We start from the raw sequence: 26,428 nt of genomic DNA on the forward strand, positions 1-26,428 counted from the left end.
TTGAGCCAACTATCACATCCGTTTGATAAAGGCTTTTATGGGTTAGATGTTATCTTTCATAATCCAAGTAACCAAATCCGCAAAATGATCAAACGCCTCGGTTGGATTTAGCTCACGAATGTCTTGTCCGTAGTTATAGCCATAAGACAGACCAAGCGTGTCCATATTGGCGTTTTGACCCGCCAAGATGTCGTTTCTAGAATCGCCAATCATAATCGCTTGGTCAGGAGTAATCCCCAATTGAGTACAGACATGCAGTAGGGGCGCTGGATCTGGCTTTTTGGTGGATAGACTGTCGCCGCCCATCACTTCACTAAACAGATCTTGCCAGCCGAATGTTTGCAATATTTTGGGGACAAAACGAAGCGGTTTGTTGGTCACTAGAGCGAGCGTGTAGCCAGCCGCGTGAAGTTGTTTAAGGCCACTATCGACATCGGGATAAGCAACGGTTTTGCTACCACCAATCTTAGTATATGCTTCAAAAAATATCTGCTCTGCGTGATCGGCCTCGGCTTTGGTCAGTGCGCCCTCTGGGACAGTGATATCACCGACCAAAGCACGCTCTACAAGCATTCGTGAACCATTGCCTATCCAATTGCGTATCGTCTCGATAGGGTAGGTGTCTTTACCAAGCGTGGTCAGCATTGCATTGGTGGCATCGGCCAAATCGGGCACGCTATCAATGAGTGTGCCATCAAAATCAAAAATTAAGAGTTGCTTATTCATTGTTCCTCACTATTAAAAATCATTATATTTATTGTGTTAGATATTCCGTGTTATACCTTGGCACGGTAGTATTTTAAGACTGGTCAATTTAGTGTTGTTATATTCTCAAGGTGATGAGCATTAGCAGTTACTCGACATCTTTATATAGTCAATCCACTAAAAAGCGTTACAGCGTTAACCTCGCTTGAAGTATGACGTATACATCTGCACTCGGTTGCCTTGTACCACTCTTAAATTGGATCAACTATAACGCGCGCGGTGTTCTTTTTTCATTCTTAGATAATCTTCGTTCTCACGACACTGGTCCCATTTTTGCTTAAAAATACGCGCCGATTCTGCCTTGATCGGGTCTTCGGCTTGTCGTGGTAACTCTTCGCGACCATGGGCGCCGCTTTGGCCTTTTTTATCATCGGGCACAGGACCTTTGTACTTTTTACCGCCCTTGTGATTGGCATAGCGACGCGCGCGGGTATAGCCCATTTGAATAAATTTACGCGCCATATCTGCACCGACAAAATCATCGTCAGCCAAGTAATCCAAAAACATCTGGTAAATCGCCTCACTGCTCTCGCGGGCGATATCAGGCGTGGCAAAACGCCAATGCGGGAGTATTTCAGACTTGTAAGGCTCTACCAGTAATACGCCTTGCTCACCGCGCCCGACGCGATATAGCTCAGGATGCTCACGTAGATCAAGATTTTTATAATCCAAGTCGTAATCAAATTCTCTCATATCTGCCACCTAGGCTCTGTACTATGATGGGTATCTATTCATTCATAGTTACTGAGTATACTGAGCCAAGCGGTGTAGAAAACAGCACAAAAATGTTATGCAACCGTGAGTAAAGCGAGCGATGAGTATAAATAACAGACATAAAAAATGCCCCAAACATTGCTGTTCGGGGCTTTTTACAATCTATTAACGAATGGTGGCTCGAGGCAGGATCGAACTGCCGACACACGGATTTTCAATCCGTTGCTCTACCTACTGAGCTATCGAGCCGTCTTCGTTGAGGCGCTATTAAACTAAATATAGGCTCGGCTGTCAAGTGATTTTTGCATTATATCGAATAAAAGACAATAAATAATCAGATATTAGCAAAATGAGACGTTTTGATCGCCGTTTTAGTCTTTTACGCGAAGTAGTTCGTACTCGCTCATAATACGGTGAATATCTGCATCCGCAGGGACGAATTCACGCACGCCTTTTTTGACCTCGGCATCATAGACCAGTTTAATAAATTTGGCATCGATGGCGCGTTTACGGTTTTCTGGATGTACCGTCAGATATTGCAAACGCTTGGCATCGGTCTGCCCATCATCAAAACAGGCAACCGCAGCGATAGGCTTATCATTGAACATACCAACATAGAGATATTGTCCACGTTTGAACCCTTGCGCAACGATATCTAATACCTCAAGTCCATCAAGCTGCGCGTCATCACTATCGTACAATGCCTGCAGGCGTTCTGACAACTCATTGTCACGGGCAGGTTTTTTGATAAGTGGCGCATCCAAGCTATTAATAGCGATCGCTTCTAAAGGCATAGCAGTTCCTATAAACAGAGGGTTTTTATAGTATAAAGTCAGTATGACACCGCACTATGTCATGGAGAGTAGTGCCACAAGGTAGACATTGTCAATGTTCGAGCGAGTCATGATTGATAATACTGAACACACTATTTTAGCAGAATGACGTAAATTTGTGCGTGGTTTAGCGCTTGGTCGTGGCAGTAAATGTTAGGGTTTGCTATGATGAGGCTAAATCATATGTGATACACATCAACCCTAATATATTGATATCTTTTGTATATATCACTTTTTCATACATTTTTTGCTGACGCTGATTGCAGCGCTAGCCTCAATGTAACAGACAGCAATGGGCGATGTTTTACCCTATTTATAATTGACCGCTTTTCACTGATAAAAAACCGATAGAGAATAGCCATGACAGCCAATGCAACTGAGCAAAATCAAGCAACAAACCTAAATTTATATGGTCGCCCTGAGCGCATCGCGACCGTTGAGCGCATCACTGCTGAAACGCAAATCACTTGTACCGTCAACCTCGATGGTACAGGCAAAGGCACGGTAGATACGGGCGTACCGTTTTTGGATCATATGATTGATCAGATCAAGCGTCACGGTTTGTTTGACTTGGACATCAAATGCAACGGCGACACTTTTATCGATGACCATCATAGCGTCGAAGACACCGGTATTACCCTTGGTCAAGCATTTAACAAAGCTTTGGGCGATAAAAAAGGCATCCGCCGTTACGGACATTTTTATGCGCCGCTTGATGAGTCGTTGACGCGCGCGGTCGTCGATCTATCAGGGCGTCCAGGCTTGCATATGGATATTCCGTTTACGCGCTCGCACGTTGGCCGTTTCGATGTTGACCTATTCAGTGAGTTCTTTTATGGCTTCGTCAATCACTCGTGGATGACCGTGCATTTAGACAATCTCAAAGGCAAAAATAGCCATCATCAGATCGAATCAACCTTTAAAGCCTTTGCTCGTGCGCTGCGTATGGCCTGTGAGTATGATGAGCGGGCATTGAATACCTTGCCATCGACCAAAGAGGCATTCTAAGCGCATTTAAGGCTCTGCTAGTATGTCAGTCAAGAGGGTCAGCCAAGCTGGGCGTACTTAGTTGTACAGCCTGCACTTGCCTTTTTTGTAGCAAAACCTTATCTACACCTTATAATGTACTATAAAATATAAAGAAAGCGATTCAACAATGAGAATTAATTAATGACCAAAATTGCACTATTAGATTATGGCATGGGTAACTTGCACTCGGTCAGCAAGGCACTCACCAATGTCGGCGCGGAGGTATCGATCACTAACGACCCCAAAGTCGTTGCTGCCGCTGATAAAATCGTCTTCCCTGGCGTTGGTGCTATGCGTGATTGTATGATCGGCATGACCGATGCTGGCATCGATGACGTCGTGCGCAAGGCTATATTCAACAAGCCCGTGATGGCTATCTGTGTGGGGATGCAAGCGTTATTTGAGCAATCGGCTGAAAATGGTTGTACAGATTGCCTTGGCATCTTAAACGGTACGGTAGAAGCGTTTGACCCTACGTGGAAAGACAAACAAGGCGCAACGATAAAAGTACCACATATGGGCTGGAATACGATTAATGGTATGGATTTTGACCATCCGCTTTGGCACGGTATCGAGGACAACGCGCACTTTTACTTTGTGCACAGTTACTACTGCGCGCCTAACGATAACTCTCAAGTCGCCGCTATCTGTGATTATGGCCAGCCGTTTTGTGCCAGTATCATCAAAGACAACCTATTTGCCACTCAGTTCCATCCTGAGAAGAGCCATACCGCAGGCTTGCAGCTGCTCAAGAATTTTGTAGACTGGCAGGTTTAGGTGTATTTTGTGCCACTATAGGATAAAATAAAACAGCAGTAGGGTGGGTTAGCGATAGCGTAACCCACCTTTTTTATTATATATAGCCAACATTCGAGTAAAACCATTGGACTTTAACACCTTTAAAATAAACGTTGTTGAGACGACGGGTCTTGCCAAAGACGCGTTACACATTTACGTCGGCGTCGGCGTCTATCTGCTCAGCATGTTTATCTTACGCCCTATCATTAAAAATCAGACTATCAGAGCCTTTTTAGCATTATTAGTCGTCATTAGCGTAGCACTGCTAGGTGAATATTTCGACAATCGTCACATCATTGTGCCAAAAGGCCTTCTGGCTCTAAAAGGTACAGATATCAAAGCAAGTATTCATGATCTCATTAATACCTGCCTGCTGCCTTTCGTGCTGTTTGCTTTAAATAAGTGGACAAGGATTTTTCAAGCGAGCAGCTCACCAAGTAAGCTACTAAAGAAAACCCGTTAAAACAGTTTTTCAATCCTGCTTTACAAAGCTTACGAAACATAAAAATTCTCATCTATTTAATGCTGTCTTCATTTGTTACCTTAGATTGATCATTTCTAGCTACTTAATAAATAGCTACTCAATAAATATAAATCATAAAAAAGGAAGCCACTATGAATATGCAAGATCTATTAGATAAAGCCAAAGACACCTTAGACAACGCCAACAATACGCTAGGCTTAGAGCCGCAAGAAACTGAAGCAGGCATTTATATTCCCTCAACATCATCGCTAAAGATAGCTGCGCCGAATAAAACCAACTACGATCATACTAATTATGATAATCCATATACGGGCGATAAGAAAATCATGATGGTCTGTACCGAAGAGCAGTATATGACTATGGAGAACGGCAATAGATTTGATACCGGTAATCATCCGGTGGAGATGATGGTGCCGTTATTACATTTTAAAAAAGCAGGCTTCGACGTGGATGTGTTTACGCCAACAGGCGAGTCGGTCAAGGTCGAGCAGTGGGCGATGCCAGAGGACGATGACGACGTCAAAAAAATCTATAGCGAGTACGAGTCCAAGCTTAACAATCCTAATAGTATCGCTGACTTCGTCAAAAACGATATGGCAGACAGCACTGAATACGCGGCGAGCTTTATTCCCGGTGGTCATGGCGCGATGCTCGGCTTGCCGGAAGATAAAAACCTTGGCGCATTGCTACGCTGGGGTCATAAAAAGGACCTCTTTACTTTGGCAATTTGTCATGGACCAGCTGCTCTACTAGCAGCTAATTTAGAAAGTCCTGATAGCTCTAAGCAAGACGATAACGCTAATAAAAACTTTATTTTCAAAGGCTATAAGATGGTAGCCTTCCCGACGGTTATGGATAAGCAAATGCCAAAAATTGGCTATCTGCCTGGTACGATGCCATGGTACTTTGGTAAAAAGTTAGAAGATTTAGGCGTTACTATTGATAATAAACTGGTCTCAGGACAAACGCATCAAGATAGAAAGCTTATCTCAGGCGATGGGCCACTCGCGGCAAATGACTTTGGTAAAATGAGTGCTAAAGCTTTACTAAAAGAGTTTGGTTAGATCGTTTTCATAAAGTCATTATATAAAAAAACGGACTATTTATTAGTCCGTTTTTTACATTCAAAAAGAGATGGTTTTACTTAGCTTCATCATAAAGCTCACGCACCACTTCACCAATCACATGGATGTCATCAGTCAGAGTTTGTATAACCCTGTTAACACCTAGCTACCACCTTTTTAAACTTATGTTTTGAACAAATGGACAACGGTTTTCAGTCGAAGAAACAAAAATATAGACTTATTTTCAGTAGTTGTGTATATTTTACGTAAAATTTAACTTTTCTAAACTTATGATAATTTGTCAAAATATTACCCAAGGATGAGTATGAAAATTAGCAAGCTAATTTTAGAAAACTTTAAAGCTTTTGCAGAGACAATTGTTTTTGATACTAATAAGCCGGTCGTATGCTTAGTTGGAGAGAATAACACAGGTAAAACTACAGTTTTTAAGGCGATAGATTTTTTAAGGTCTGGTGTTTCAAAAGATAAAACTATTGATGATTACAAAAAAGGTAGCGGAGTGCAGAGAGCATTCGCACTAGCTGTAATGAAAGTATATGCTGATTTTTTAATTAAACATCCAAGCAATTCAGATTTGAAAAAACCTTTATTCTTCTTTATTGATGAACCTGAGATTTCTCTTCACCCTAGAGCTCAAAAAACTTTAATTGAATCTATAATCACAATTTCAAGGCACCAACAGGTTTTTATTACTACTCATTCCCCTTTTCTTTTAAAACATTTTGCTAGTGATGATATCTGCACGTACATGACTAAGAAGGTTAATCAATCAGCCCATGCAATCGCGGTTGAAACAATGAGAACTTTTTCTTTTTCGCCTACATTAGCCGAAATAAACTATTTTACTTACGAAATATGCTCAACTGATTTTCATAATGAACTTTATGGATATATCTCTTCTATCACTAATAAAAATAACTCTAAAAAACTAGATAGCTGGTTACATGAAGAGCACAGTGTAGAAAAAAGTAAAAGCTGGATAAGAGATAATGGCAATGGCAATACTAGTACGAATCTTCTTACTCTTATGTCTTATATAAGGCACAGTATTCACCATCCAGAGAATACGTACAATCAACCTTATACAGAAGAAGAAATCCACGAATCTACTAAGAAAATGATAGATATAATCAAAAGTGATAAATTTGAAGTTTTTTTAACTAATTAGTCTTAGAATACATTAGCAGTGTCTTGCAATTCATAAATATATTTTGAAGGTTTATTACTAGGCTTAATAAAATGTAGTAGTGATAATTCATTATTACCTTTTACTTTCAAAACATGTTTTTTAGAACGGACTACTCACCATCATACAGCTTTCGCACCACCTCACCAATCACCGCAATGCCTTTGGCCAACGTGTCCTCATCCGCCGCGATACTCATGCGAATACACTCATGCGCGTGTTGATAGTCACTGACATCCACACCGGGGAAGAAGTATTCACTCGGTACGATAAGCGTCCCTTTTTCTTTCAAAGTCTCATACAGCTCAGAGGTACTAATCGGTAAATCCTTAAACCACAGCCACAAGAATATTGCGCCCTCGGGTTTATGAATTACTAGCGGGTAATCGCCCAATTCTTTTTTAAGTAAGGTAACTGCGGTCTTCGCTTGCTGCTGATAAAAAGGCTTAATCCCATTATCAGATAACTGCTTGATACGGTCGTTTTCGACCAGTGGCGTGGCAATCGCTGCTCCAAAACGTGTCGGCGCTAGATTGACCACGGCATTCATCGCGCTGACCGCCTCAATCACTTTAGCATCAGCGACGATAATACCGGTACGCATACCGGGCAAGCCAATCTTCGACAGGCTAAAACACAGAATCGTATTGTTATCCCAGTTCAAATTGACATCAGAGTAGATGATATTGGGGAAGGGCATACCGTAGGCGTTATCAATAATCAGCGGAATGTCATAACGCTTAGCAATCTCGGACAAATGCGCCATTTCGTTATCGGTCAGCACGTTGCCCGTCGGGTTGGTCGGGCGTGAGCAGCAAATCGCCCCGATACGACCTTCCTTTAACGCGGGCAAGTTCTCCAACGCGTCAAAATCCACGCGATATTTAAAGAAGCCTGCTTCGCCATCATGCGTCACTTCATCGATATGCGGCAATACCGCGGTGAAATGCTGACCTTCGACATGCACATCGCTATAGCCGATATACTCAGGGGTCAATGGCAGTAGAATGGATTTGTCGACAGATTCGTTCTGCTCATCAGTGAAAGCACCGCCAAACAGATTAAACAGATAGAAAAACGCATTTTGTGAGCCATTGGTCAGAGCGATGTTGTCTGCCGTGAGATTCCAATCATAATGACGGTTAAAAAAGCCAACCAACGCATCGATAAAGCCAGCATCCCCTTGCGGATTGGAGTAGTTCGCCATGCTGATAATCGCGCTACTGTTGGGCACGTCTGCATCGTTGTCAACGCCCAGCGCCTTATAGGTCTCCAAAAACAACTCATTGACGGCATCAATTTTGGCAGGGTTACCACCGCCCAGCATGTTGACTGGCTGATCGCTTTTGAGCGCGTCGCCCAGATCATCCATCAATTGTGAGATGCCGGTGGGTTGGGTAAATTTTTGACCGAACTTTGAGAATTTCATAAGGCTACCATGCTGTTTGGGAGGGTGTTATAAGTGGGTGTTTAACCGATAAAGTGGGGCTAGTATAGCAAATGAGGGCTATAAAATAAGCAAAGTGCGCGGCTGTTATTAACTTATATGTCTATACAGCTTATGAAGTAAAAAAACGCCTTCTAGGTGAGTAGAAGGCGTTTAGGTTAAGTTGAATACGTACGACAACAGGTGACGTATTAGATATACATATTCTTGCTTGTCAGCACCAACATGTTCATAATAAAAAATATGAAGTTATTTTTAAAACACTTAGAAAAATTTAATACTTAGAATTATAAGTACAGGAATTTACTTTATTATTAGGGAAATACAGCTATGTTCGATTGTTCTAAAGAATTTAAAAAATTTTACAATAACCATGTAAAACTGCCCGATCAAGAAAAAAACATATTGAGAGATAAAAGAGATAAGAATATAAAGAGATTGAAAAATGGTTTAGAAAAATATAATAATGAAAATAATACTAGTTATAAGATTGCCGAATCTAGGACGCAAGGCTCTATGGCAATGCATACCATAGTCCAAAATGATAGAAAGGACTATGACATAGATGTGGCTATAGTTTTTGAATCAGACAACCTAGGTAGTTTGGGACCTTTGGCGACAAGAAATATGATAGCCGATGCGTTAAAGCGAGAGATGCATCAGTTTTCAGAAGAACCAGAAGTAAAGACAGGATGTGTTAGGGTACGTTATACAACTGGCTATCACATTGATTTTGCCATATTTAAAAGATCAAAATATTCTGAGTGGCAGGATGAGTATAATTATGAATATGCTGGAGATGTATGGTCTGCTAGAGACATTAAAGCTTTAGACGATTGGTTTATTGAGGAAATAAAAGCGAAAACTGATGATTTAAGGAAAGTAGTAAGACTATCTAAGATGTTTTGTAAGTCGAGAGATACTTGGGGTTCTCTGCCAAGTGGTTTGATTCAAACTATTTTATGCTCCGAAAATTTCGACTCCATTCATTCTCGTATAGATGAAAAATTTTACCATACCTTAAAGTCTATTCAGAGCAGGCTAGAATGGAATTTACAAGTCAATGCACCAAATAATATCGATAATGCTAGATCGATAACAACTAGACAGGTTGATCTTGATAAAATGCGTAGATGGAAAGATAAATTGTCTACGCAATTAGAAAAGCTAGATATACTATTTGAAAGTGATTGCACATATCAAGATGCTATATCTGCTTGGGGAGAATTTTTTAATCATGATTACTGGTCTGGATTAGGTAAATCAACAGTTAAAATATCTGAATCTTTAGGGTCAAAGAGTTATAAAGACACTGAGGAATTTATAGACGAGCTTTACCCCGTATCGGAGATATATAGTGTAGGTATTGATTGTCAGATATCGGGAAATGGATTTAGAGAGATGTCTATTTTTGAGTATTTGACAAAATATGCTCCAACGTTCGAAAGATTTGTTCCATTTAATTGTAAAGTCAAATGTAAAGTAGGTAATACCGATTGTCCTTCCTATGACAAAGTCCTTTGGAAGGTAAGAAATGTTGGAGAGGTAGCAGAAAATAAAGACTGTATTCGTGGTCAAATCAAAGAAAGAACACATGAAATAATTGAGCCAACTTCGTTTAAAGGTACACATTATATTGAGTGTTATCTGATAAAGAATGGTATCTGTGTTGCGATTGGTCGTGTAGATGTTCCAATTGGTCAAGAATAAGGGATCAGAATTTGAAAATTCTTTTATCACTGCTCTTTCAAGTACTTGTAATTATAATAATTATTACTTTAATTAAGAAAACTGAAGATTGGTATTGGACACTGCTTTTTGTTGTGCCTATGGGAGTAATCTATAGAGATAAAGCTGCTGAGCTTCTTGATCATACAAAAAAAATATTTGGTGAAAGTGCTTGGAAGCGATCTCAAAGACAGCTTATAAGAAAAGGTAAATTACAAAAGGACACAACAATTAGAATATCGTTTGCTTACCTTTTTAGAATTAAAGTTGATAACAAGTATTTTTTAGTTGCTAATTCAAGAACTAGCAAGTATCAGCCAGTAGGAGGTGCCTATAAATTTGATAAAAAGGAAGCTGTTTATTTAAGTGAAAATATTCCAGCTGAGAGTGATGATTGTATTCCAGTTAATGAGGTTACGAAAATGGATTACAGGCTACTAATCAAAAATAAAAACTTAAAAGAATTTTTTAGAAGATTCGATAAAACTAAAAATAGAGAGAATATCGACAATTTATCAAGAGAGTTTATAGAAGAGGTTTTTGAATCTGGTATTCTGAAAAAAGAAAAATTTGGTGCTTTATCTTATAGATACTGTGGTAGACATATAACAGAAATTTCAAAAAGCCCATTTAATCATTACGAAGTTTTATTAGCTGACATCGTTGAAGTTGATTTAACAGAAAAGCAAGAACAATTATTTAGAGATATAATGGGCGAAGACTCTGATTTATATATGTTTGCTACACCTAAAGAAATAACAAGCCTAGGAATGAATATTGGTACTCAAGAACTGAATGATAATATTGCAAATCATACTTATAAAATATTGACTGAAAATGAAGACGAACTAATTAAGGGAATAAAATATAATTTTAGATATAGATCACCAATTGTAGTTAATTTATAGGATAGATAATGAGCTGGAAAATTAAAATAGCTTCCAACTCAGTATCTAAACCATCGCCCTGACCCTTGCCATAATCCCGCGTCCAATCACCAACCTCACATAAATAATGGCAATGGCAAACAGCAAGACGATTAACGCCGCACCGCCAATAGCCAAGCTCATCCACGGCACACTAAACTGTAGATTAAACCACTGCGTGATAGCCGCCCAAGCGCCAACGCTAGCGATAACGACGGCAAAGGTTGCCGCGCTAATACCAAGCACACCCAGCTCTAATATATTGAGCGTATACAAGTCGCGCTTTTGCATACCGAGCAGTCTAAATGACGCGCTGTCTTTCATACGATCTTGCGAGGTAGACAGCAGCGAGCTGATCAGCACCATGACGCCAGTGAGTAGGGCAAGCAAAGTAAACACATAGACCAAGCGGCTCATTTGTACCACCAGCTCTTGAATTTGCTTGGCGATAGCCGTGCCATCGATGGTCGTGACCGCAGGGAACTGGCGTACCAGTTTGCCTTGTAGCTCTGGAATCGCATCTTCTGATACGTGCGCAGTGGCAAATTGAATCTGCGGGGCAGCGGACAGTACAGACGGCTCAAACAGGAAGTAAAAATACGGACTTGGGCCACGCTCATAGCGCGTACGAATACTGGTGATCTGCCCGACGATTTCGATACCTTGAATATTAAAGCGCACCTGATCGCCCATGCCGACATTGAGCATACTGGCGGCAGTGTCCAAGATAGATAGGGGTTTGATTTGTTCATTTGTCGCATCGATAGGCGTATATAGCGCATCGTCTGTGAGCGATTCAGTGATGTACTCAGTATCCATGACCGTATCGGCGTAGCTTAAGTTAAACACCCGCGTGGGATCATCAAAGCCATCCTCAGGCTCGATATCTTTTGCCGGTACATCGTTCGCCGTCTCTACACGCGCGCGAATGATGGGGTAATAGGTGACAGGCGCCTCAATGATCGCATCAATATCGTCATGTTGATCGCTTTGCACATCGAGCAAAAACAGATTGGGCGCGTCTTCAGGATAGGCATTGATAAACTGCGCATTGATACTATGATTGAGTGTGGTGATGAGCGTCAGCACCGCAACCGATAGCGATAAGGTGACAAAGAATAATGCGGATTGATTGCCCTTGCGCGCCAGATTATGAATGGCGATACGCTGCATCCAACTGACCTTGGCATTGCTCGCTAACTTATTAAGCAGCCATAGCCACCCACGCGCCAGTAGCCAAAATATCGCCACAAAGCCGATCAATCCACCCAATAATTGCGCGCCTAATGACAATGAGCCCACTTCATAAGCAAAGAAGGCATACAGCCCTGTCATCACCAAGCCATACCACAGTAATGGTACGCGTCGATACCACGGCAAGTTTTGCGACTGCTGGCTTGCTCCTTGATTGAGTAGGGTCGCGGGTTTGGTAGTGTTAAGCGCGCTTAAACCACGCTGCGCAATCAGCAACGTGAGGGCTAAGGCAATCACAATGGTCTTAATCGCGCTAATTGGATTGATAGATAGACCCACGTCAGCAGGTAAGATAGCCACGAGATACGGCTGACCAATTTTAAGCAAACCCAGACTAAGGACAATCGCGGCGATACAAGCAATGACAGTCGTGACGATAAGCAATTGATAATAGCTACGTTTGAGTGAACCAAGCGGCTCGCCTAATGCCAAACGAATGGCATTATTGGACTGCTGCTTACTGACGAACGCACTAATGACACCGTACATGGCGACCGCCGAGAGTAGCAGTACGGCAATGACCAGCAGCTTTAAAAACATCAATACATTATCAGAGATACGCGAGACCGAAGTATCTGCTGACTCGGCATCAGAGAGCTCGATATCAGGATAGCTGCTCAGTATGCCTGTGAGCTTTTTGCGCTGCGTGCTTATCAGTTCAGGATCACCTGCTATCTCGATACGATAGTTTATGCGGCTGCGCTGACCGAGTAGATTGGTGGCCTCTAACGCATCTTGTTTCATCAAGACCCGCCCACCAAAACCAAAGGCGGTCAAAGGTCGATCAGGCTCTTTGGTCAGCACATCACTGATCGTAAACTGCGCATCGCCAATATCGATACGGTCGCCGACACTAGCATTTAGGCTACTGAGCACTTCTGGGGCGACGACGATATTGTCAGAGGTTAGTTGCTCCCACAGCGGCTTTCCTGAGGCAAGCTCAGCGGTACCGTACAAAGGGTAAGACGGTGTGACGGCTTTGACGCTGGCAAGCAAAGTTTGCTCATCGGTGACGAGCATGGCGCTAAACTGATAGTCATATACGGTCTGCGTATCGGGGATGGTTTCTACTTGCGCCAATACCTCGCTTGGCCAATCTTGCTTGCTGTTCAAAATCAAGTCGCCACCAACGAGTGCGCGCTGATTGTCATTGATATAACGATCGACAGACTGCTGCACAGAGTCGAGGGTCAGGTAGGTTGCAAGTGATAAGGTCAATGTGAGTAGAAACAACACTGGATACACCCAGCGCTGCCACCAACTACGGCTGAGTGCTTGCGAGCCTAGTGTTTTGGTGAAAAGTTGATTGAGGATACCGCTAGAATAACTGGTCTCTTGACGCATACTGGTATCAGTCTTTTTTATATCAGTCGATGTGTTGTCTGTCAGCTTTTCATTCATGTCGGTACAATCCGGCCGTCATGCATGGTAATGACGCGATCTGCCATCTCGGCAAGCGCAGGATCGTGAGTCACGACTACCAGTGCCGAGCCAACCTGCTGGCGTAAGTCTAATAATAATTGCATAACTTGATCGGCATTTTGCTCATCCAAGTTACCCGTTGGCTCATCGGCAAAGACAATTTTAGGATGCGATACTAGCGCTCGTGCCACAGCCGTACGCTGCTGCTCACCACCTGATAACTGATTGGGTAAGCTGTGACGGCGATGACCCAAATCAACCGCATCAATCAGCTCGTTGACTCGTGCTGGGTTTGGATGCCTTGCGATATCAAGAGGAAAGGCGATGTTTTCGGCGACAGTTAGGGTCGGCAGTAGATGAAATGACTGAAAGACAAAACCCATGTCCTGTTGACGAATAACTGCAAGTGAGTCTTCATCCAAGCTGCTGAGCGTTTGATCTGCCAGCGATACTGTACCACTATCAGGATAATCTAGTGCTGCGAGCAATCCTAGTAAGGTCGATTTACCCGAGCCTGATTTACCCATAATGACCACAAACTCGCCAGCATTGACGTATATATCGACGTCCTTAATGATAGATAATTTTTGCTCACCGACTTGCACGGTTTTGTTTAGCTGTGAGGCGGTCAGTAGGGCTGGTGTCTTAGCGTCTGCTTGTGGCGTGGATGCGGTAACCGAAGGTGATGATGTCATTACAGTGTCTCGTTAAATGGTCTCGTTAAGTAGTCTCATTTGGCGTACTTTTTGTCGTTTCGGCTTGAACGGTTTCAGCCGTATTCTCTGGATCGGTTGTTTTTAGCTCTTTTAACTCATCTAATTTCGGCTCTAGAATAGGCAAGATATTGTCATTGACGATGATCGTGTAGCCTTCTTTGGTTGGGTGAATGGCATCGGCTTGGTTGAGCTCAGCCTCACCACCGACACCCTCCAAAAAGAATGGTATTAGAGGGACGCTCATGTCTTTCGCGACGCGAGGATAAATGTCTGAGAATGCGGCAACGTAGTCATCGCCCAAATTATCATAGATCGACATCCCGCCCAAAATGACGACACTGCCATTGTCTTGCAAACGTTTAACAGCTGTCCGAATATTGGCTTCAATCGTCGCCACGTCGATACCGCGTATAGCATCATTAGCCCCAATGGTCAAAATCGTCACATCAGGTTTGGTTTGTAATACCCAATCTAAGCGATTGACGAGTCCCGTACTGGTTTCACCGCTCAGCCCTGAGTTGATCACTTCGGTATTCTTATAACCCATTGCCTGCAGACGATCTTCTAACTGCGCAGGGTAGTTATCATTTTTATCCACCCCAAGACCTTCCGTCAGTGAGTCGCCAAGCGCTAAAATAGTGATTGGTGATGAATTGACTTGCATATCGGTGGGTGCATCAGCATTGGTGTCTACGGACGTTGTATTGGCTTGGTTGGCTGTCGTTTCAGTATCTGAGCGTTGGGTGTCAGTCGGTTGATTCGGTGTGGTCGGCTCAGTCTCTTTTTGACAACCACTGATCGCCATGATAGCAGCGAGCATGGCAATAGCAGGCAGGTGCTGAGCGAGCCGAGAAGGGGTATTTAGCATGGGTGTTATGTCCTATAAGCAATCAAGCTGATGTAGAGTCAGCTCAAGATTTAAATCATCTTGCACTGACTATAGCAAAATAAGACAGCCACCAATATTGCCCTAAGGTTAATTTCAAGATAGCTTTATTGCGCGTTAGAAATCAAGGACTTATAGACAGCAGTATGTAGATATTTTGATAAGCTAATATCAAATGTATTTACCATCGACCATCACTGGACGACTGACGAGCCAAGCAATCACAACGTTTGCAATCATCAGTATCAGAATAATAAAAAGCGGCAGACTCCAGCTATCAGTCGCTTCATGGAGCCCGCCTGTGCCAAGCGGACCAAAAAAGGCAATCAAATAACCGACGGCCTGTGCCATACCAGACAGCTCACTTGATTGATTGGTAGTATAGGTACGCAGGGAAAACAGCATCATACTCAAGGTAAAAATCGCTGAGCAACCAATCCCCATCATGGCTGACCATAGCCACGCCAACTCAGTAGATAGATAGCTGATACCTAATACGCCAATGACATTGAGCACAGCGGCAAACACGGCGAGTGCTTGAATAGGACGACCACGATTAATCAGCCATGTCAGACTCAAGATAGAGATGGGTGCCATAAACTGAAACACAGAACCCATTTGGCCAGCGCTCACGGCAGATAGCCCTTTACTAACCAAAATAGAAGGCAAAAAACTGGCAACGGTATAAAACAGTAATGATTGTAGCCCCATAAAGACAGCAATTTGCCAAGCAAACGCCGTTCGCCAAATAGAGATAACAGAGGCATCTTTATCTGTAGATATGACGAGTTGGTGGTTGGATGAGCCCAAACGCACACGCAAAAATAACCAAATCAATAACGCAAAAATACCTAAAACCGTCCATCCACCCAGCGCCCATTGCCAGCCTACTTGCTCAGACAAAGGGAGGACGATGCCTGAGACTATCCCAGCGGTCACCGTCATTGTTAAACTAAACAAACCCGTAATCAGCGGAATATGTTGCGGAGTATGTTGCTTGATGACAGGCGCGGCCAGTGTATTGGCAAAGCCAATGGCTAGAGTCAGCAATAAAGTACCGATTAAAAACCCAGTCCACGTCGGGATAACGGTACGCAGAATCATGCCAGTGGTTAATAGCGCGATCATGGCAATCAGCGTATTTTCAAGTCCGAAGCGCTTGCCAATGGCTGGCGAGATCAGCGCACCAAGGGCAAAACCCAGCATCGGCACCGCGCCCAACCAGCCAATCTGTATCTCCGAGATATTGAGTGCTTCTTTCACCACTGGCGCGATAGCGCCCAGCGCAACGATAGGGGCACGCATATTGGTCGCTAGCAAAATCATGGCACATAGCACTAACCAAAAGGTGAAACGTGATGAAGGCAGATTGGATGAGGTAGACATAGCAGCACAACGATAACAGGGAAAAAGGACACGTTATAAGACAGCGCCGAAAAATCGTCGCTTGTAAAACAACACCAAAGATCATTTACTCAGACACGTACCTAAACGGTAATCAATAACGTCAAACAGAACTAAAAATTTGTAGAGGGCAAAACAGATAAGTTTGCTGGCCAATTTTTTAAATAGAAAATATCTAGATAGAGAGTGTCTAAATAGGAATAATAAGAGATGGTGACATGAAAATAACGCCAAGTCACTTTGAATGACTTGACGCTATTATACGAACAGATGTTAGGTAAATACTACCTGCGTATGGTAACCAATGAGTTTTTACACAGATTTGCCGAGTTGGGCAGCTCTTAACGCGTTTTCTTGTTGTTCTGCCATCAATGAGTCGCACTTGTTGGGATCATCGCCACAAAATGAGCACTGCTCATCACCCATCAATTTGGCAACACCACCACAAGAGCCTTTGAGCGGCTTTTTTTTGACCATATAACCGATGCCCATAAAAGCGAAAAATAGGATAAACACTGTAAAGGTAATGGCAAGCATAGGAAGCAATTGGCTAAGCATAGAGGAAACCTCATTGTCAAAAGTGGGGCAGTTGCTGTTAATGATGTACTTTTAATGGCAACTAACTAATAGTATAGCAAATTTTGGTGTTGCTCGTTGTGCGTTATCGTATTCTCTTGTTTCAATGCCAAAAACTTACTAGGGCTTTTTGTCAGCGCGTAATGCTTGCATTGCTGGTGTCTGAACCACTTGCCAGTCATCGATATTATCATCAGACACGTTATCAGAAACATTACTCTCAGACCTGTCTGTTTTTATATCGTCAGCCAACACCACAAACATAGCAGCCAAGTTTTGAGCTTTAGCGACATCTAGTGCTTTATGATAGGGCATGGCAGTCAGAGCGGTTGCCCATGCATCCGCCAATGCAACAGAATCGGCCGCGACAGTGACTGAGGGCGCACCGCCTGCAATGGGTTTGCCAGTGGTCGGATCGATGGTATGGCTATAGCGTTTGCTATCAAATATGACGGAGTTGCGATAATTTCCAGAGGTTGCCAGATGCATTTGGCTAGCCGTATTTTTTGGCTGACGAATGGCAGATATCGTTTGGCGCTCGCTGACAGTGCTGCCTTCAATAGGGGCGTCAATCGCAATTTGCCATGGCTGCTGTAGGTTGTTAACGCCAGATGTCGAAATTTCACCGCCAATCTCAACCATATAATTGCGAATTTGATAATCCTCTCTCAGCACATCGGCGATGACATCAACCCCATACCCTTTGGCAACGGCAGAAAAATCAAGCTCGACGCCATCTTTGGTTTTAGACACCGTTTGGTCTTTTTTGATAATGCTCTCAAAGTCTACCAGTGCTTTTGCTTGGGCAATCTCGAGCGCTGTAGGCGGACTTTGTAGACGCTCGACTGTCATGGTGCTGCCAAAACCCCAGGTCTCGACAAGCGGCATCACCGTAGGATCGAATGCGCCGCCAGATTGCTCGTAGACAATCTTTGACACATCCAGCACCCGACTAAAATCAGCGTCGATGGTAATCGGTGTATTCTTATTCAACCGATTAAATTTAGAGATGGTCGAGTCGCTCTGATAGGTCGACATGCTGTCATTAATCTGTTTCAAGCGTTCATCGATTGACGCTTGTATGGCAGCTTCATCTGCATTATCAGGGAGCTGATAGCTGATATGGTAGCTTGTCCCCATCGTTTCACCAGTCAGATAGTTATAATCTGGTGTTTGCTGGCAAGCACTGAGACTCACCATACTAGCGAGACCCGCGATGCCAAGCAAAGAAGCATTTATGGGTTTTGAGGAGGCGGAGCAGTATCGGGTATTTTTCATAGGATCTTCGGTATAACGCAGAAATGAGTTGGGGTATAAAATAAGTCAGGCCTATTTTACACCCCTTAACCCTACAAATACCAATGATGGCAATGTTCAGTGACAATCTACTGCATACCAAGCCACCGCATACTAATCTACTGCATACCAAGCTATTTTACTTGCGACTCGCGTATGAGCCTATAAAGTTTGGGCGGTGAGACACGATTGACCCGTGTTGCCAGCTTTTCTTTACTGCCAGCGACCACGATATATTCTTCACCTTTTGAGAGTGCCTTCACCACTTGCTTTGCAAAATCAGTTGCCGTGAGACCGTTACTGGTTGCTTCATCCATGGTGCCCTGAGCGCTGCCATCACCTGTCAAGGCATTGATAGAGATGTTGGTCTGAATAAATCCTGGGAATATCGTCGCCACTTCTATACCTTTGTCATGCAACTCTGCCCGTAAACTGTTTGCCCACATATGCAATGCGGCTTTGGCTGCGCCATAAGCACCGCGATATTGTGTCCCTAGTAATCCTGCGACACTTGATACCATGACGATTTTGCCGCCACCTTGTGCGATCATATCAGGCAGTATCAGTCTGGTTAGTCGCGTCTGAGCAAAGTAATCTACCTCCATAATCTGACGCTCGACGTCTTCGTCAGTTTCCATGATGAGTGAGCGCTGGCTAATACCGGCGTTATTGATGAGCCAATCAATGTTTCCAGCCTGAGCTTTGGCATTGTCATATGCGGCTTTTGCTTGAGCAGCATCACTGATATCAAACGGAATGACAATATGCCTATTCGCACGCTTACAGCTTTTCTTGACGGATTCTAGTTTTTGGTTATCACGGCCACTGAGAATAATTCTAGCACCACGCTTGGCAAAGGCAATCGCCAATGCTTGCCCAATACCACTAGAAGCACCCGTGATCCAAATGGTCAGATCTTTGTATTTGGTTTTCATAAGCGTCCTTTCTTAATATTTAGAGCGTTCATGATATAGGATAGCAATGCTGATCTACCAGTTAGATTTGTAGTCTCAACAACCACAATGATTGCTAAAAATCACACAAAAAAAGAGCCTCAATTGAGACTCTTTTTATATACACTTTTAAGTTTATCTGGCGGGGTTATTTAACCACCGAAATCATCAAGCATGATGTTTTCGTCTTCTACGCCCAAGCTGTGTAGCATATCGATCACAGCAGCGTTCATCATTGGTGGCCCACACATGTAGTATTCACAGTCTTCTGGGTTTGGATGATCTTTCAGATAGTTTTCGAGCAACACGTTATGGATAAAGCCTGTTGGACCTTCCCAGTTATCTTCTGGTAATGGGTCAGACAGAGCCACATGCCATTCAAAATTGTCAAACTCTTCTTCTAGCTGATCGTAATCTTCAACATAGAACATTTCACGTATCGAGCGAGCACCATACCAGAAACTGATCTTACGATCTGTTTTCAAGCGCTTGAGCTGATCAAAGATATGCGAGCGCATGGGAGCCATACCAGCACCACCACCGACAAAGATCATTTCAGCTTCAGTATCTTTGGCAAAGAATTCACCATATGGGCCTGATACCGTCACCTTATCGCCAGGTTTTAGGCTAAATACCCAAGAAGACATCTTGCCTGGCGGGATACCTTCAGGACCACGCGGCGGTGGACTGGCGATACGGATATTAAACTTGATGAGGCCTTTTTCTTCTGGGTAATTGGCCATTGAGTAAGCACGGATAACGGGCTCATCAACTTTTGAGACGTATTTGAAGACGTCGAACTTCTCCCAGTCTTCACGGTACTCTTCGCCGATATCAAAGTCTTTATAATGTACTTCATGCGGCGGCGCTTCAAGCTGCACATAACCACCAGCGCGGAAGTTTACTTCTTCGCCTTCTGGGATTTTTAGCACCAGCTCTTTAATGAAAGTCGCAACGTTATCGTTTGAGATAACCTCACATTCCCATTTTTGTACATCAAAGAATTCAGGATCAATCTCAATTTTCATGTCTTGCTTAACAGCTACCTGACAAGCCAAGCGCATGTGATTGCGGATCTCGCCTTGAGTAAAATAGCCTTCTTCGGTGGGCAAAATAGAACCACCACCTTCAATAACGCGGCAACGACACTGCGCACAGGTACCACCGCCACCACACGCTGAAGACAAAAAGATGCCTTCGCCCGCTAGCGTTTGCAGTAGTTTACCGCCTGCTGGTGTCACCACGTCATTATCGGGATTATCATTAATATGGATAGTGACATCGCCTGAACTGACCAGTCTTGAGCGCGCCGCCAAAATAATAGCGACGAGGCCCATGATGATCAAGGTAAACATAGCAACGCCACCAATCGCCGTAGCGTAATCCATGGTAGGTATCCTTAATCTATGGGGTAGGGGTGCGAAGACATTTTTTATGCTGTGTCCGAACCCTTACCGAATAAATGAATTAAATAGATCAAATAGCTAATAGAAGCTTTGAGCTTAGTAGTTTAGATGGACATACCACCGAACGACATAAAGCCGAGCGACATAAGACCAACCGTGAGAAAGGTAATACCAAGACCGCGCAATGGTGCTGGAATGTCTGAGTATTTGAGCTTTTCACGAATACCTGCCAATGCAGTAATAGCAAGTGCCCAACCGAAGCCTGCGCCCACACCATAGACGACAGATTCACCAAAGTTATAATCACGCTCGACCATAAATAGTACACCACCCAAGATGGCACAGTTTACGGTGATTAGTGGTAAGAATACCCCAAGCGCGTTGTATAAACTTGGTACAAACTTGTCCAAGAACATCTCTAGAATCTGTACGGTGGCTGCAATCAAACCGATGTAACTAAGCAACCCTAAGAAGCTCAAGTTGATATCAGGGAAGCCTGCCCAAGCCAATGCACCATCTTTTAGGATGAACTGGAATAGCAAGTTGTTTAGCGGAACGGTGATGGCCATCACGACAATCACAGCAACCCCTAGACCAATCGCTGTCGAGACTTTTTTGGATACGGCCAAAAAAGTACACATGCCTAAGAAGTAGGCAAGTGCCATGTTCTCGATAAAGACTGAGGTTATAAATAAACTAATATAATGTCCCATTAGTGACCGCCTCCATGTGCCATGCCTTTAGACTGCGGCTTCATTACAAACTCAGCTTCTTCCACTTGTTCTGGTTTCCAGGTACGGACGATTGCGATAAACAAAGCAATAATGAAGAACGCTGATGGTGGCAATAGCAACAGACCGTTTGGTATATACCAACCGCCATCAGTAACTGGTTGTAGGATAGTGATACCAAACCAAGTACCTGCGCCTAACAGCTCACGAATGGTGGCAACGAATAGCAAGACCGCTGAGTAACCAAGACCGTTACCAATACCATCTAAAAAGCTTGGGATTGGCGGGTTACTCATGGCAAATGCTTCAGCACGGCCCATAACGATACAGTTGGTGATAATCAAACCAACGAAGACCGACAGACCTTTACTCACATCATAAGCGACCGCTTTTAGTACCTGATCTACCAAGATAACCAATGAAGCAATAATGGTCATCTGTACGATGATACGAATGCTCGATGGAATCTGCTTACGAATAATAGAGATAAAGAAGCTTGAAAATGCCGTCACCAAGGTGAGTGCCACACACATGACCATGGCATTGGCCATACTCGTTGTGACTGCCAGTGCCGAACAGATACCAAGAATCTGTAAACCAATGGGATTATTGTCAAAAATAGGCGTGGTTAAAATACTTTTAGTGTCAGCCATTTTATGCCTCCTTGCCATTAGCTATTGGTAGCGCGGCTGCCAATTCGGTGTTAAGTTGAGCGGCCGACGTTGACTGATTTGCTTGTGTATCTGCATCATCAAGGGTCTGACCGCTCTCTTTACGTAGCATATCTAGATAAGGCTTATAGCCTTGATCGCCTAACCAGAACTGAATCATGTTGCTGACGCCGCGGCTTGTTAGTGTTGCGCCGCTGATACCATCGACCCAATTGTCTTTCGGATTACCCGCTTTGGTCACACCAGTAGCAACGTTGCCATTGTCATCATAAGAATGGATGCCATTCCACTGTGCGCGCCACTCTGGCTCTTCAATACGAGCGCCAAGACCTGGGGTCTCTTTATGCTCATAAAAACTGATACCTTTGATGGTATTCATGTCACTTTCAAGCGTTAAGAAACCATAAATCGTACCCCATAGCCCGTAGCCTTGAATAGGCAATACAACCAGTTCAGGTTTGCCTGCGTCATCTTCTTTGACATAGACTTTGGCGTATTTTGGTTTACGGCCAATACCAGCAGGATCATTGTCGCCCAAGTCTTCGCTTAAGGCTTGGTTTTTGGTCGCTTGACTGGCGTCATAAGCATTACGATCAGGAATACCCGCCGTTTTTAACTCATCATCATCAAGGTAGTTGCCTTTATTTAGATCAATGATTTTGACATCAAAATCTTTAAAACGTTCGGCGACATCATCTGCTGTATCAGACTCAGTATTGTACATGTCAGCGGCGACCAAAATGTTTTTATTGCGATCCAAGCGTGCATTTTCGATTTGTGCAGGTTTTAGGCCAACAGCGACAGCTGAGACCAATACTGAACAAACCAAGCACAGCGTCAAAGCCACACTGATGGTTTTGGCATTATTACTTTTGGGCTTGGACATAACGAACCCTCCGAGCAGTTTGGCGTTTGATATTTGCTTGGGTCACAAAATAATCAAACAGTGGAGCAAATAAGTTGGCAAACAAGATAGCCAGCATGATGCCTTCTGGGAAAGCTGGGTTAATAACACGAATCAGAACGGTCATAAAACCGATCAAGATACCATAAGCCCAGCGGCCCTTATTGGTGTGGGCAGCAGAAACGGGATCGGTTGCCATGAATACTGCACCGAACGCAAAACCACCGATAACCAAGTGCCAGTAGAATGGCAAGCTCATCATCATATTGTCATCAGAGCCAATCAGGTTGAACACCAATGAAGTGGCAATCAAACCAACCACACAGCCTGCCATGATGCGCCAAGAAGCGATACGCGTCCATAACAATACGGCAGCACCCATCAAGATAGCCAAGGTTGATACTTCACCGATACTACCTTGCATGTTGCCTAAGAATGCATCACTCCACGTGATGGCATTGCCATAGACATCAACAAAGTCTTGAGGAACCACACCAAGCGCGGCAAGCCCAAGCGGGGTCGCACCTGAGAAGCCATCTACAGCTGTCCATACTGAGTCGCCAGACATATAGGCTGGATAGGCAAAGTATAAGAACGCACGGCCTGATAGGGCAGGGTTCAAGAAGTTTTTACCAGTCCCACCGAACACTTCTTTTGCGACCACCACACCAAAGATAATACCTAGAGCAACTTGCCATAAAGGAATATCAGGTGGTAAACATAGTGCAAACAGGACTGACGTCACAAAGAAACCTTCGTTAACTTCGTGTCCGCGGACGACCGCAAAGATAATCTCACAGAGAATACCGACGGCAAACGTCACGATATAAATCGGCAAAAACTGCATGGCTCCATAAACAAAGCTTGCCCAGATACTGTCTGGGTTGTAGCCTGCCATGCTAGTGATGACGGTACGCCAGCCTTCAGGTTGCAGACCGAGCTGAGCGATAGCGGTTAGTGCTTGATGACCGATGTTGTACATACCCCAAAACATTGCTGGGAAAGTACATAGCCATACCGTAATCATAATACGCTTTAAGTCGATACCGTCACGAACGTGTGATGAAGCGTACGTTGTGGTGCCTGGCTGCCGAAGAAACGTATCAAACATCTCAAAAATAGCATAATACTTTTCGTGTTTGCCGCCTTTGGTAAAAGATGGCTCCATACGATCGAACATATTGTGTAAAAATTTCATCGTGGTTAGCCCTCCAGCTCAATGCGCGTTAAGTTATCACGCAAAATATCACCGAACTCATATTTGCCAGGAGATACAAAGGTGCATAGTGCCAAGTCTTCTTCATCCAACTCAAGTGCACCCAAATCAGTGGCACTGATGATGTCTTCGACAATCAAAGCACGTAACAATTGAGTGGGCAGGTAATCTTGAGGCATGACTTCTTCAAAGACACCAATCGGTACCATGGCGCGAGGTGAGCCATTACTTGTTGTGGTGAAATTGTACTTTTTGCCACCAAAAAACTGCGAGATGTAGATAGGCAGCTTTGAGAAGCGGTTTTTACCGGGGCTAAAGAAGTGAAACGCAGGACGCTCACGACCTTCAGGCAGTGCACTGATCTGGTTGTGGAAGCGACCAAGATAAGCGATATTGTCAAATACTCTGCGACCAGACAATACTGAACCTGAGATAATACGGTTCTCTCCTGCCGCCAGTTGACCTTTGGTTAATGCCGTAATATCAGCACCACGCTCGGTTGCAATCAGATGCGGATTGGTAACCGCAGGGCCAGCCAAGCTTAGCATACGACGTGTATATAGATGTCCAGTTGTGAACAGCTTACCAATCGCAATCACATCTTGATAACCAATCGTCCATACGGTCACGCCGCGGCTGATAGGGTGCAAGAAATGAATGTGCGTACCTGCAAGACCTGCTGGATGTTTACCCGCAAAAGCATGATACTCAGTGACATTATTAGCCGCAGTTTTTGCAACTGGCGTCAACTGGGCGTCGCCATGGTGGCAGACAAAGGTCTTGGGCGTGAGTGTTGAGAGTACTGCTAGGCCATCGTTGAACGCTTGTAGCTGCTCATTGATCACCAGCATTGGATCAAGGGCGAGTGGATTGGTGTCCATTGCTGTCACAAAGATAGCATGTGGACGAGCGCCGATTTCGGGCGCACGGCTATAGGGACGTGTGCGAAACGCAGTCCATTCGCCAGAGGCAATCAGTTGGGTTTCAACGACTTCAGAGTCTAGGTCAGCAAGCTGCTGTGAGTCATAGCGCTCAAAGTCTACTTCTTCACCATTCGGGTCGACCTCAATCACAAGACTTTCAAACACTCGGCGCTCACCGCGTTTAACAGCGACGACCTTACCAGCAGCAGGGGCAGTATAGATGACGCCAACACGCTTTTTGTCTTCAAAAACGGGCTGACCTTTGGCTACAATGTCACCTTCTTTGACATTCATCGTAGGCTTCATGCCCACGTAATCATAGCCAATAAGTGCTACACGTGTCGGTTGGTGCTCAGATATCTCGCGGGAGGGTTCACCGGTGATGGGCAAATCCAAACCTTTTTTGATGGTAATCATAAGCGAAAACTTAGTCCATAGTCTAAAACGATACCAGACATCCTGTTTGGTACATCGGTAGCTTGAACATTTATCTCACTCAATAAAGCCTTCAATCATCTATTTCTATACTGAAATAAGGATGAAAGCTCTCTGAAGATAATACATGATCATAACTACTATTAAGAGTATTAACGCTGACCTTAGACTCCTTAACAACACGTTAATGTCTTATTCGAATTACCAAAGTGGCGACTGGCTACCAAGGTGTATGCTAAAACTATTGAATCAAAATCAATCGCCAAAAGCACATTGCCAACAGAGATTACTTTGAAAATAACAGCCTTATCATACGTTTCATTGAAATTAAAAACTTGTAATACCAGTATGATGGGCCACTTTTATCCAATCAGCATCATTCAAAAATACGCAATTTTTTAAAGGTGTGACCAAATAACGATCTATTGAAGTAGATGATAAACTGGCTAAAAGACAACCTAGATAAGCAAGCATCACATCATTTTTGTGAGCTGCCAAACTCTAGTCATAACTGTTTTATATTGTTAGCTAGTAATAGGGTTTTAAACGGCATCCAATGGGGCTTTATACTGCAGAATCGGTGGTATACAGACTACCAGATTAGATTTCTATTATAACCCTTTTTGGCAATATATCAGTT

The 26,428-nt window shown here is 43.7% G+C and carries 25 protein-coding genes and 1 tRNA gene; 7 read left to right on the forward strand and 19 right to left on the reverse strand.

Features of this window, described 5'->3' with window-relative positions:
• Positions 1–42 precede the first annotated feature (42 nt).
• From PSBA01_RS06270 to PSBA01_RS06285, 4 genes are all read right to left on the reverse strand, one after another.
• Positions 43–726, reverse strand: coding sequence for a phosphoglycolate phosphatase (locus PSBA01_RS06270; RefSeq protein WP_186475356.1), 684 nt, complete (start codon positions 724–726; stop codon positions 43–45).
• 240 nt (positions 727–966) lie between these two features.
• Positions 967–1,458, reverse strand: a complete 492-nt coding sequence (locus PSBA01_RS06275) for a DUF4385 domain-containing protein (protein WP_186475357.1) — start codon at positions 1,456–1,458, stop codon at positions 967–969.
• Between the two features lie 194 nt (positions 1,459–1,652).
• Positions 1,653–1,728 (reverse strand) — tRNA-Phe (locus PSBA01_RS06280).
• A 122-nt stretch (positions 1,729–1,850) separates the two neighbouring features.
• Positions 1,851–2,273 carry a hypothetical protein gene (locus tag PSBA01_RS06285; protein ID WP_186475358.1) on the reverse strand — a complete coding sequence of 141 codons (423 nt, stop codon included), beginning with the start codon at positions 2,271–2,273 and terminating at the stop codon, positions 1,851–1,853.
• A 399-nt stretch (positions 2,274–2,672) separates the two neighbouring features.
• Between PSBA01_RS06285 and hisB the strand changes: the two genes are divergently transcribed.
• The 5 genes from hisB to PSBA01_RS06310 all read left to right on the forward strand — a co-directional run bounded on the left by hisB (position 2,673) and on the right by PSBA01_RS06310 (position 6,876).
• A complete protein-coding gene (gene hisB, locus PSBA01_RS06290; RefSeq protein WP_186475359.1) occupies positions 2,673–3,320 on the forward strand; it encodes an imidazoleglycerol-phosphate dehydratase HisB in 648 nt (215 codons plus the stop codon).
• A 162-nt stretch (positions 3,321–3,482) separates the two neighbouring features.
• Positions 3,483–4,118, forward strand: a complete 636-nt coding sequence (gene hisH, locus PSBA01_RS06295; protein ID WP_186475360.1) for an imidazole glycerol phosphate synthase subunit HisH — start codon at positions 3,483–3,485, stop codon at positions 4,116–4,118.
• A gap of 106 nt (positions 4,119–4,224) precedes the next feature.
• Positions 4,225–4,602: a hypothetical protein gene (locus tag PSBA01_RS06300; RefSeq protein WP_025645257.1), complete on the forward strand. Its 378-nt coding sequence runs from the start codon at positions 4,225–4,227 to the stop codon at positions 4,600–4,602.
• Positions 4,603–4,754: 152 nt separating this feature from the next.
• Complete coding sequence (locus tag PSBA01_RS06305) at positions 4,755–5,687, forward strand: DJ-1/PfpI family protein (protein ID WP_083328906.1); 933 nt, start codon at positions 4,755–4,757, stop codon at positions 5,685–5,687.
• Between the two features lie 325 nt (positions 5,688–6,012).
• Positions 6,013–6,876 (forward strand): ATP-dependent nuclease, encoded by an 864-nt coding sequence (locus PSBA01_RS06310; RefSeq protein WP_071002694.1) that lies wholly within the window; start codon positions 6,013–6,015, stop codon positions 6,874–6,876.
• A gap of 130 nt (positions 6,877–7,006) precedes the next feature.
• Here the strand turns inward: PSBA01_RS06310 and PSBA01_RS06315 are convergent, their stop codons facing one another.
• On the reverse strand, positions 7,007–8,323 hold the full coding sequence (locus tag PSBA01_RS06315; RefSeq protein WP_186475361.1) for a valine--pyruvate transaminase: 1,317 nt from the start codon (positions 8,321–8,323) through the stop codon (positions 7,007–7,009).
• A 348-nt stretch (positions 8,324–8,671) separates the two neighbouring features.
• On the opposite strand from PSBA01_RS06315, the gene PSBA01_RS13270 reads away from it, so the two are divergent.
• The gene (locus tag PSBA01_RS13270) at positions 8,672–10,051 is read left to right on the forward strand and encodes a nucleotide-binding domain-containing protein (protein WP_186475362.1); all 1,380 of its coding nucleotides are present in this window, start codon (positions 8,672–8,674) and stop codon (positions 10,049–10,051) included.
• 11 nt (positions 10,052–10,062) lie between these two features.
• Complete coding sequence (locus tag PSBA01_RS06325) at positions 10,063–10,977, forward strand: hypothetical protein (protein ID WP_222436686.1); 915 nt, start codon at positions 10,063–10,065, stop codon at positions 10,975–10,977.
• 45 nt (positions 10,978–11,022) lie between these two features.
• Here PSBA01_RS06325 and PSBA01_RS06330 read toward each other — a convergent pair whose 3' ends face one another.
• From PSBA01_RS06330 to PSBA01_RS06395, 14 genes are all read right to left on the reverse strand, one after another.
• Positions 11,023–13,650 (reverse strand): ABC transporter permease, encoded by a 2,628-nt coding sequence (locus tag PSBA01_RS06330; protein WP_228724656.1) that lies wholly within the window; start codon positions 13,648–13,650, stop codon positions 11,023–11,025.
• Positions 13,647–14,366 carry an ABC transporter ATP-binding protein gene (locus tag PSBA01_RS06335; RefSeq protein WP_186475363.1) on the reverse strand — a complete coding sequence of 240 codons (720 nt, stop codon included), beginning with the start codon at positions 14,364–14,366 and terminating at the stop codon, positions 13,647–13,649. The genes PSBA01_RS06330 and PSBA01_RS06335 overlap by 4 nt, the downstream gene beginning before the upstream one ends.
• 25 nt (positions 14,367–14,391) lie before the next feature.
• Entirely contained in the window at positions 14,392–15,255 is an 864-nt protein-coding gene (locus PSBA01_RS06340) for an arylesterase (protein ID WP_186475364.1), read from the reverse strand.
• Between the two features lie 189 nt (positions 15,256–15,444).
• On the reverse strand, positions 15,445–16,659 hold the full coding sequence (locus PSBA01_RS06345) for a CynX/NimT family MFS transporter (RefSeq protein WP_071002699.1): 1,215 nt from the start codon (positions 16,657–16,659) through the stop codon (positions 15,445–15,447).
• 330 nt (positions 16,660–16,989) lie between these two features.
• Complete coding sequence (gene nqrM / locus PSBA01_RS06350) at positions 16,990–17,235, reverse strand: (Na+)-NQR maturation NqrM (RefSeq protein WP_186475365.1); 246 nt, start codon at positions 17,233–17,235, stop codon at positions 16,990–16,992.
• 138 nt (positions 17,236–17,373) lie between these two features.
• Positions 17,374–18,531 carry an FAD:protein FMN transferase gene (locus tag PSBA01_RS06355; RefSeq protein ID WP_186475366.1) on the reverse strand — a complete coding sequence of 386 codons (1,158 nt, stop codon included), beginning with the start codon at positions 18,529–18,531 and terminating at the stop codon, positions 17,374–17,376.
• Positions 18,532–18,683: 152 nt separating this feature from the next.
• On the reverse strand, positions 18,684–19,484 hold the full coding sequence (locus PSBA01_RS06360; protein WP_186475367.1) for an SDR family NAD(P)-dependent oxidoreductase: 801 nt from the start codon (positions 19,482–19,484) through the stop codon (positions 18,684–18,686).
• A 170-nt stretch (positions 19,485–19,654) separates the two neighbouring features.
• On the reverse strand, positions 19,655–20,890 hold the full coding sequence (nqrF, locus tag PSBA01_RS06365; protein WP_186475368.1) for an NADH:ubiquinone reductase (Na(+)-transporting) subunit F: 1,236 nt from the start codon (positions 20,888–20,890) through the stop codon (positions 19,655–19,657).
• 122 nt (positions 20,891–21,012) lie between these two features.
• Positions 21,013–21,621: an NADH:ubiquinone reductase (Na(+)-transporting) subunit E gene (nqrE, locus tag PSBA01_RS06370; RefSeq protein WP_058025262.1), complete on the reverse strand. Its 609-nt coding sequence runs from the start codon at positions 21,619–21,621 to the stop codon at positions 21,013–21,015.
• A complete protein-coding gene (locus PSBA01_RS06375) occupies positions 21,621–22,292 on the reverse strand; it encodes an NADH:ubiquinone reductase (Na(+)-transporting) subunit D (protein ID WP_186475369.1) in 672 nt (223 codons plus the stop codon). Before PSBA01_RS06375 ends, nqrE begins: the two co-directional genes overlap by 1 nt.
• Position 22,293: 1 nt before the next feature.
• A complete protein-coding gene (locus tag PSBA01_RS06380; RefSeq protein WP_093070337.1) occupies positions 22,294–23,196 on the reverse strand; it encodes a Na(+)-translocating NADH-quinone reductase subunit C in 903 nt (300 codons plus the stop codon).
• Positions 23,177–24,412: an NADH:ubiquinone reductase (Na(+)-transporting) subunit B gene (locus PSBA01_RS06385; protein WP_071002705.1), complete on the reverse strand. Its 1,236-nt coding sequence runs from the start codon at positions 24,410–24,412 to the stop codon at positions 23,177–23,179. The genes PSBA01_RS06380 and PSBA01_RS06385 overlap by 20 nt, the downstream gene beginning before the upstream one ends.
• A 5-nt stretch (positions 24,413–24,417) precedes the next feature.
• Positions 24,418–25,770, reverse strand: coding sequence for a Na(+)-translocating NADH-quinone reductase subunit A (locus PSBA01_RS06390; RefSeq protein ID WP_186475370.1), 1,353 nt, complete (start codon positions 25,768–25,770; stop codon positions 24,418–24,420).
• 345 nt (positions 25,771–26,115) lie between these two features.
• Positions 26,116–26,286 (reverse strand): hypothetical protein, encoded by a 171-nt coding sequence (locus PSBA01_RS06395; protein WP_186475371.1) that lies wholly within the window; start codon positions 26,284–26,286, stop codon positions 26,116–26,118.
• Between the last annotated feature and the right edge of the window lie 142 nt (positions 26,287–26,428).

The organism is Psychrobacter sp. KCTC 72983 (genome assembly GCF_014280455.1).
Taxonomy (GTDB): domain Bacteria; phylum Pseudomonadota; class Gammaproteobacteria; order Pseudomonadales; family Moraxellaceae; genus Psychrobacter; species Psychrobacter pacificensis.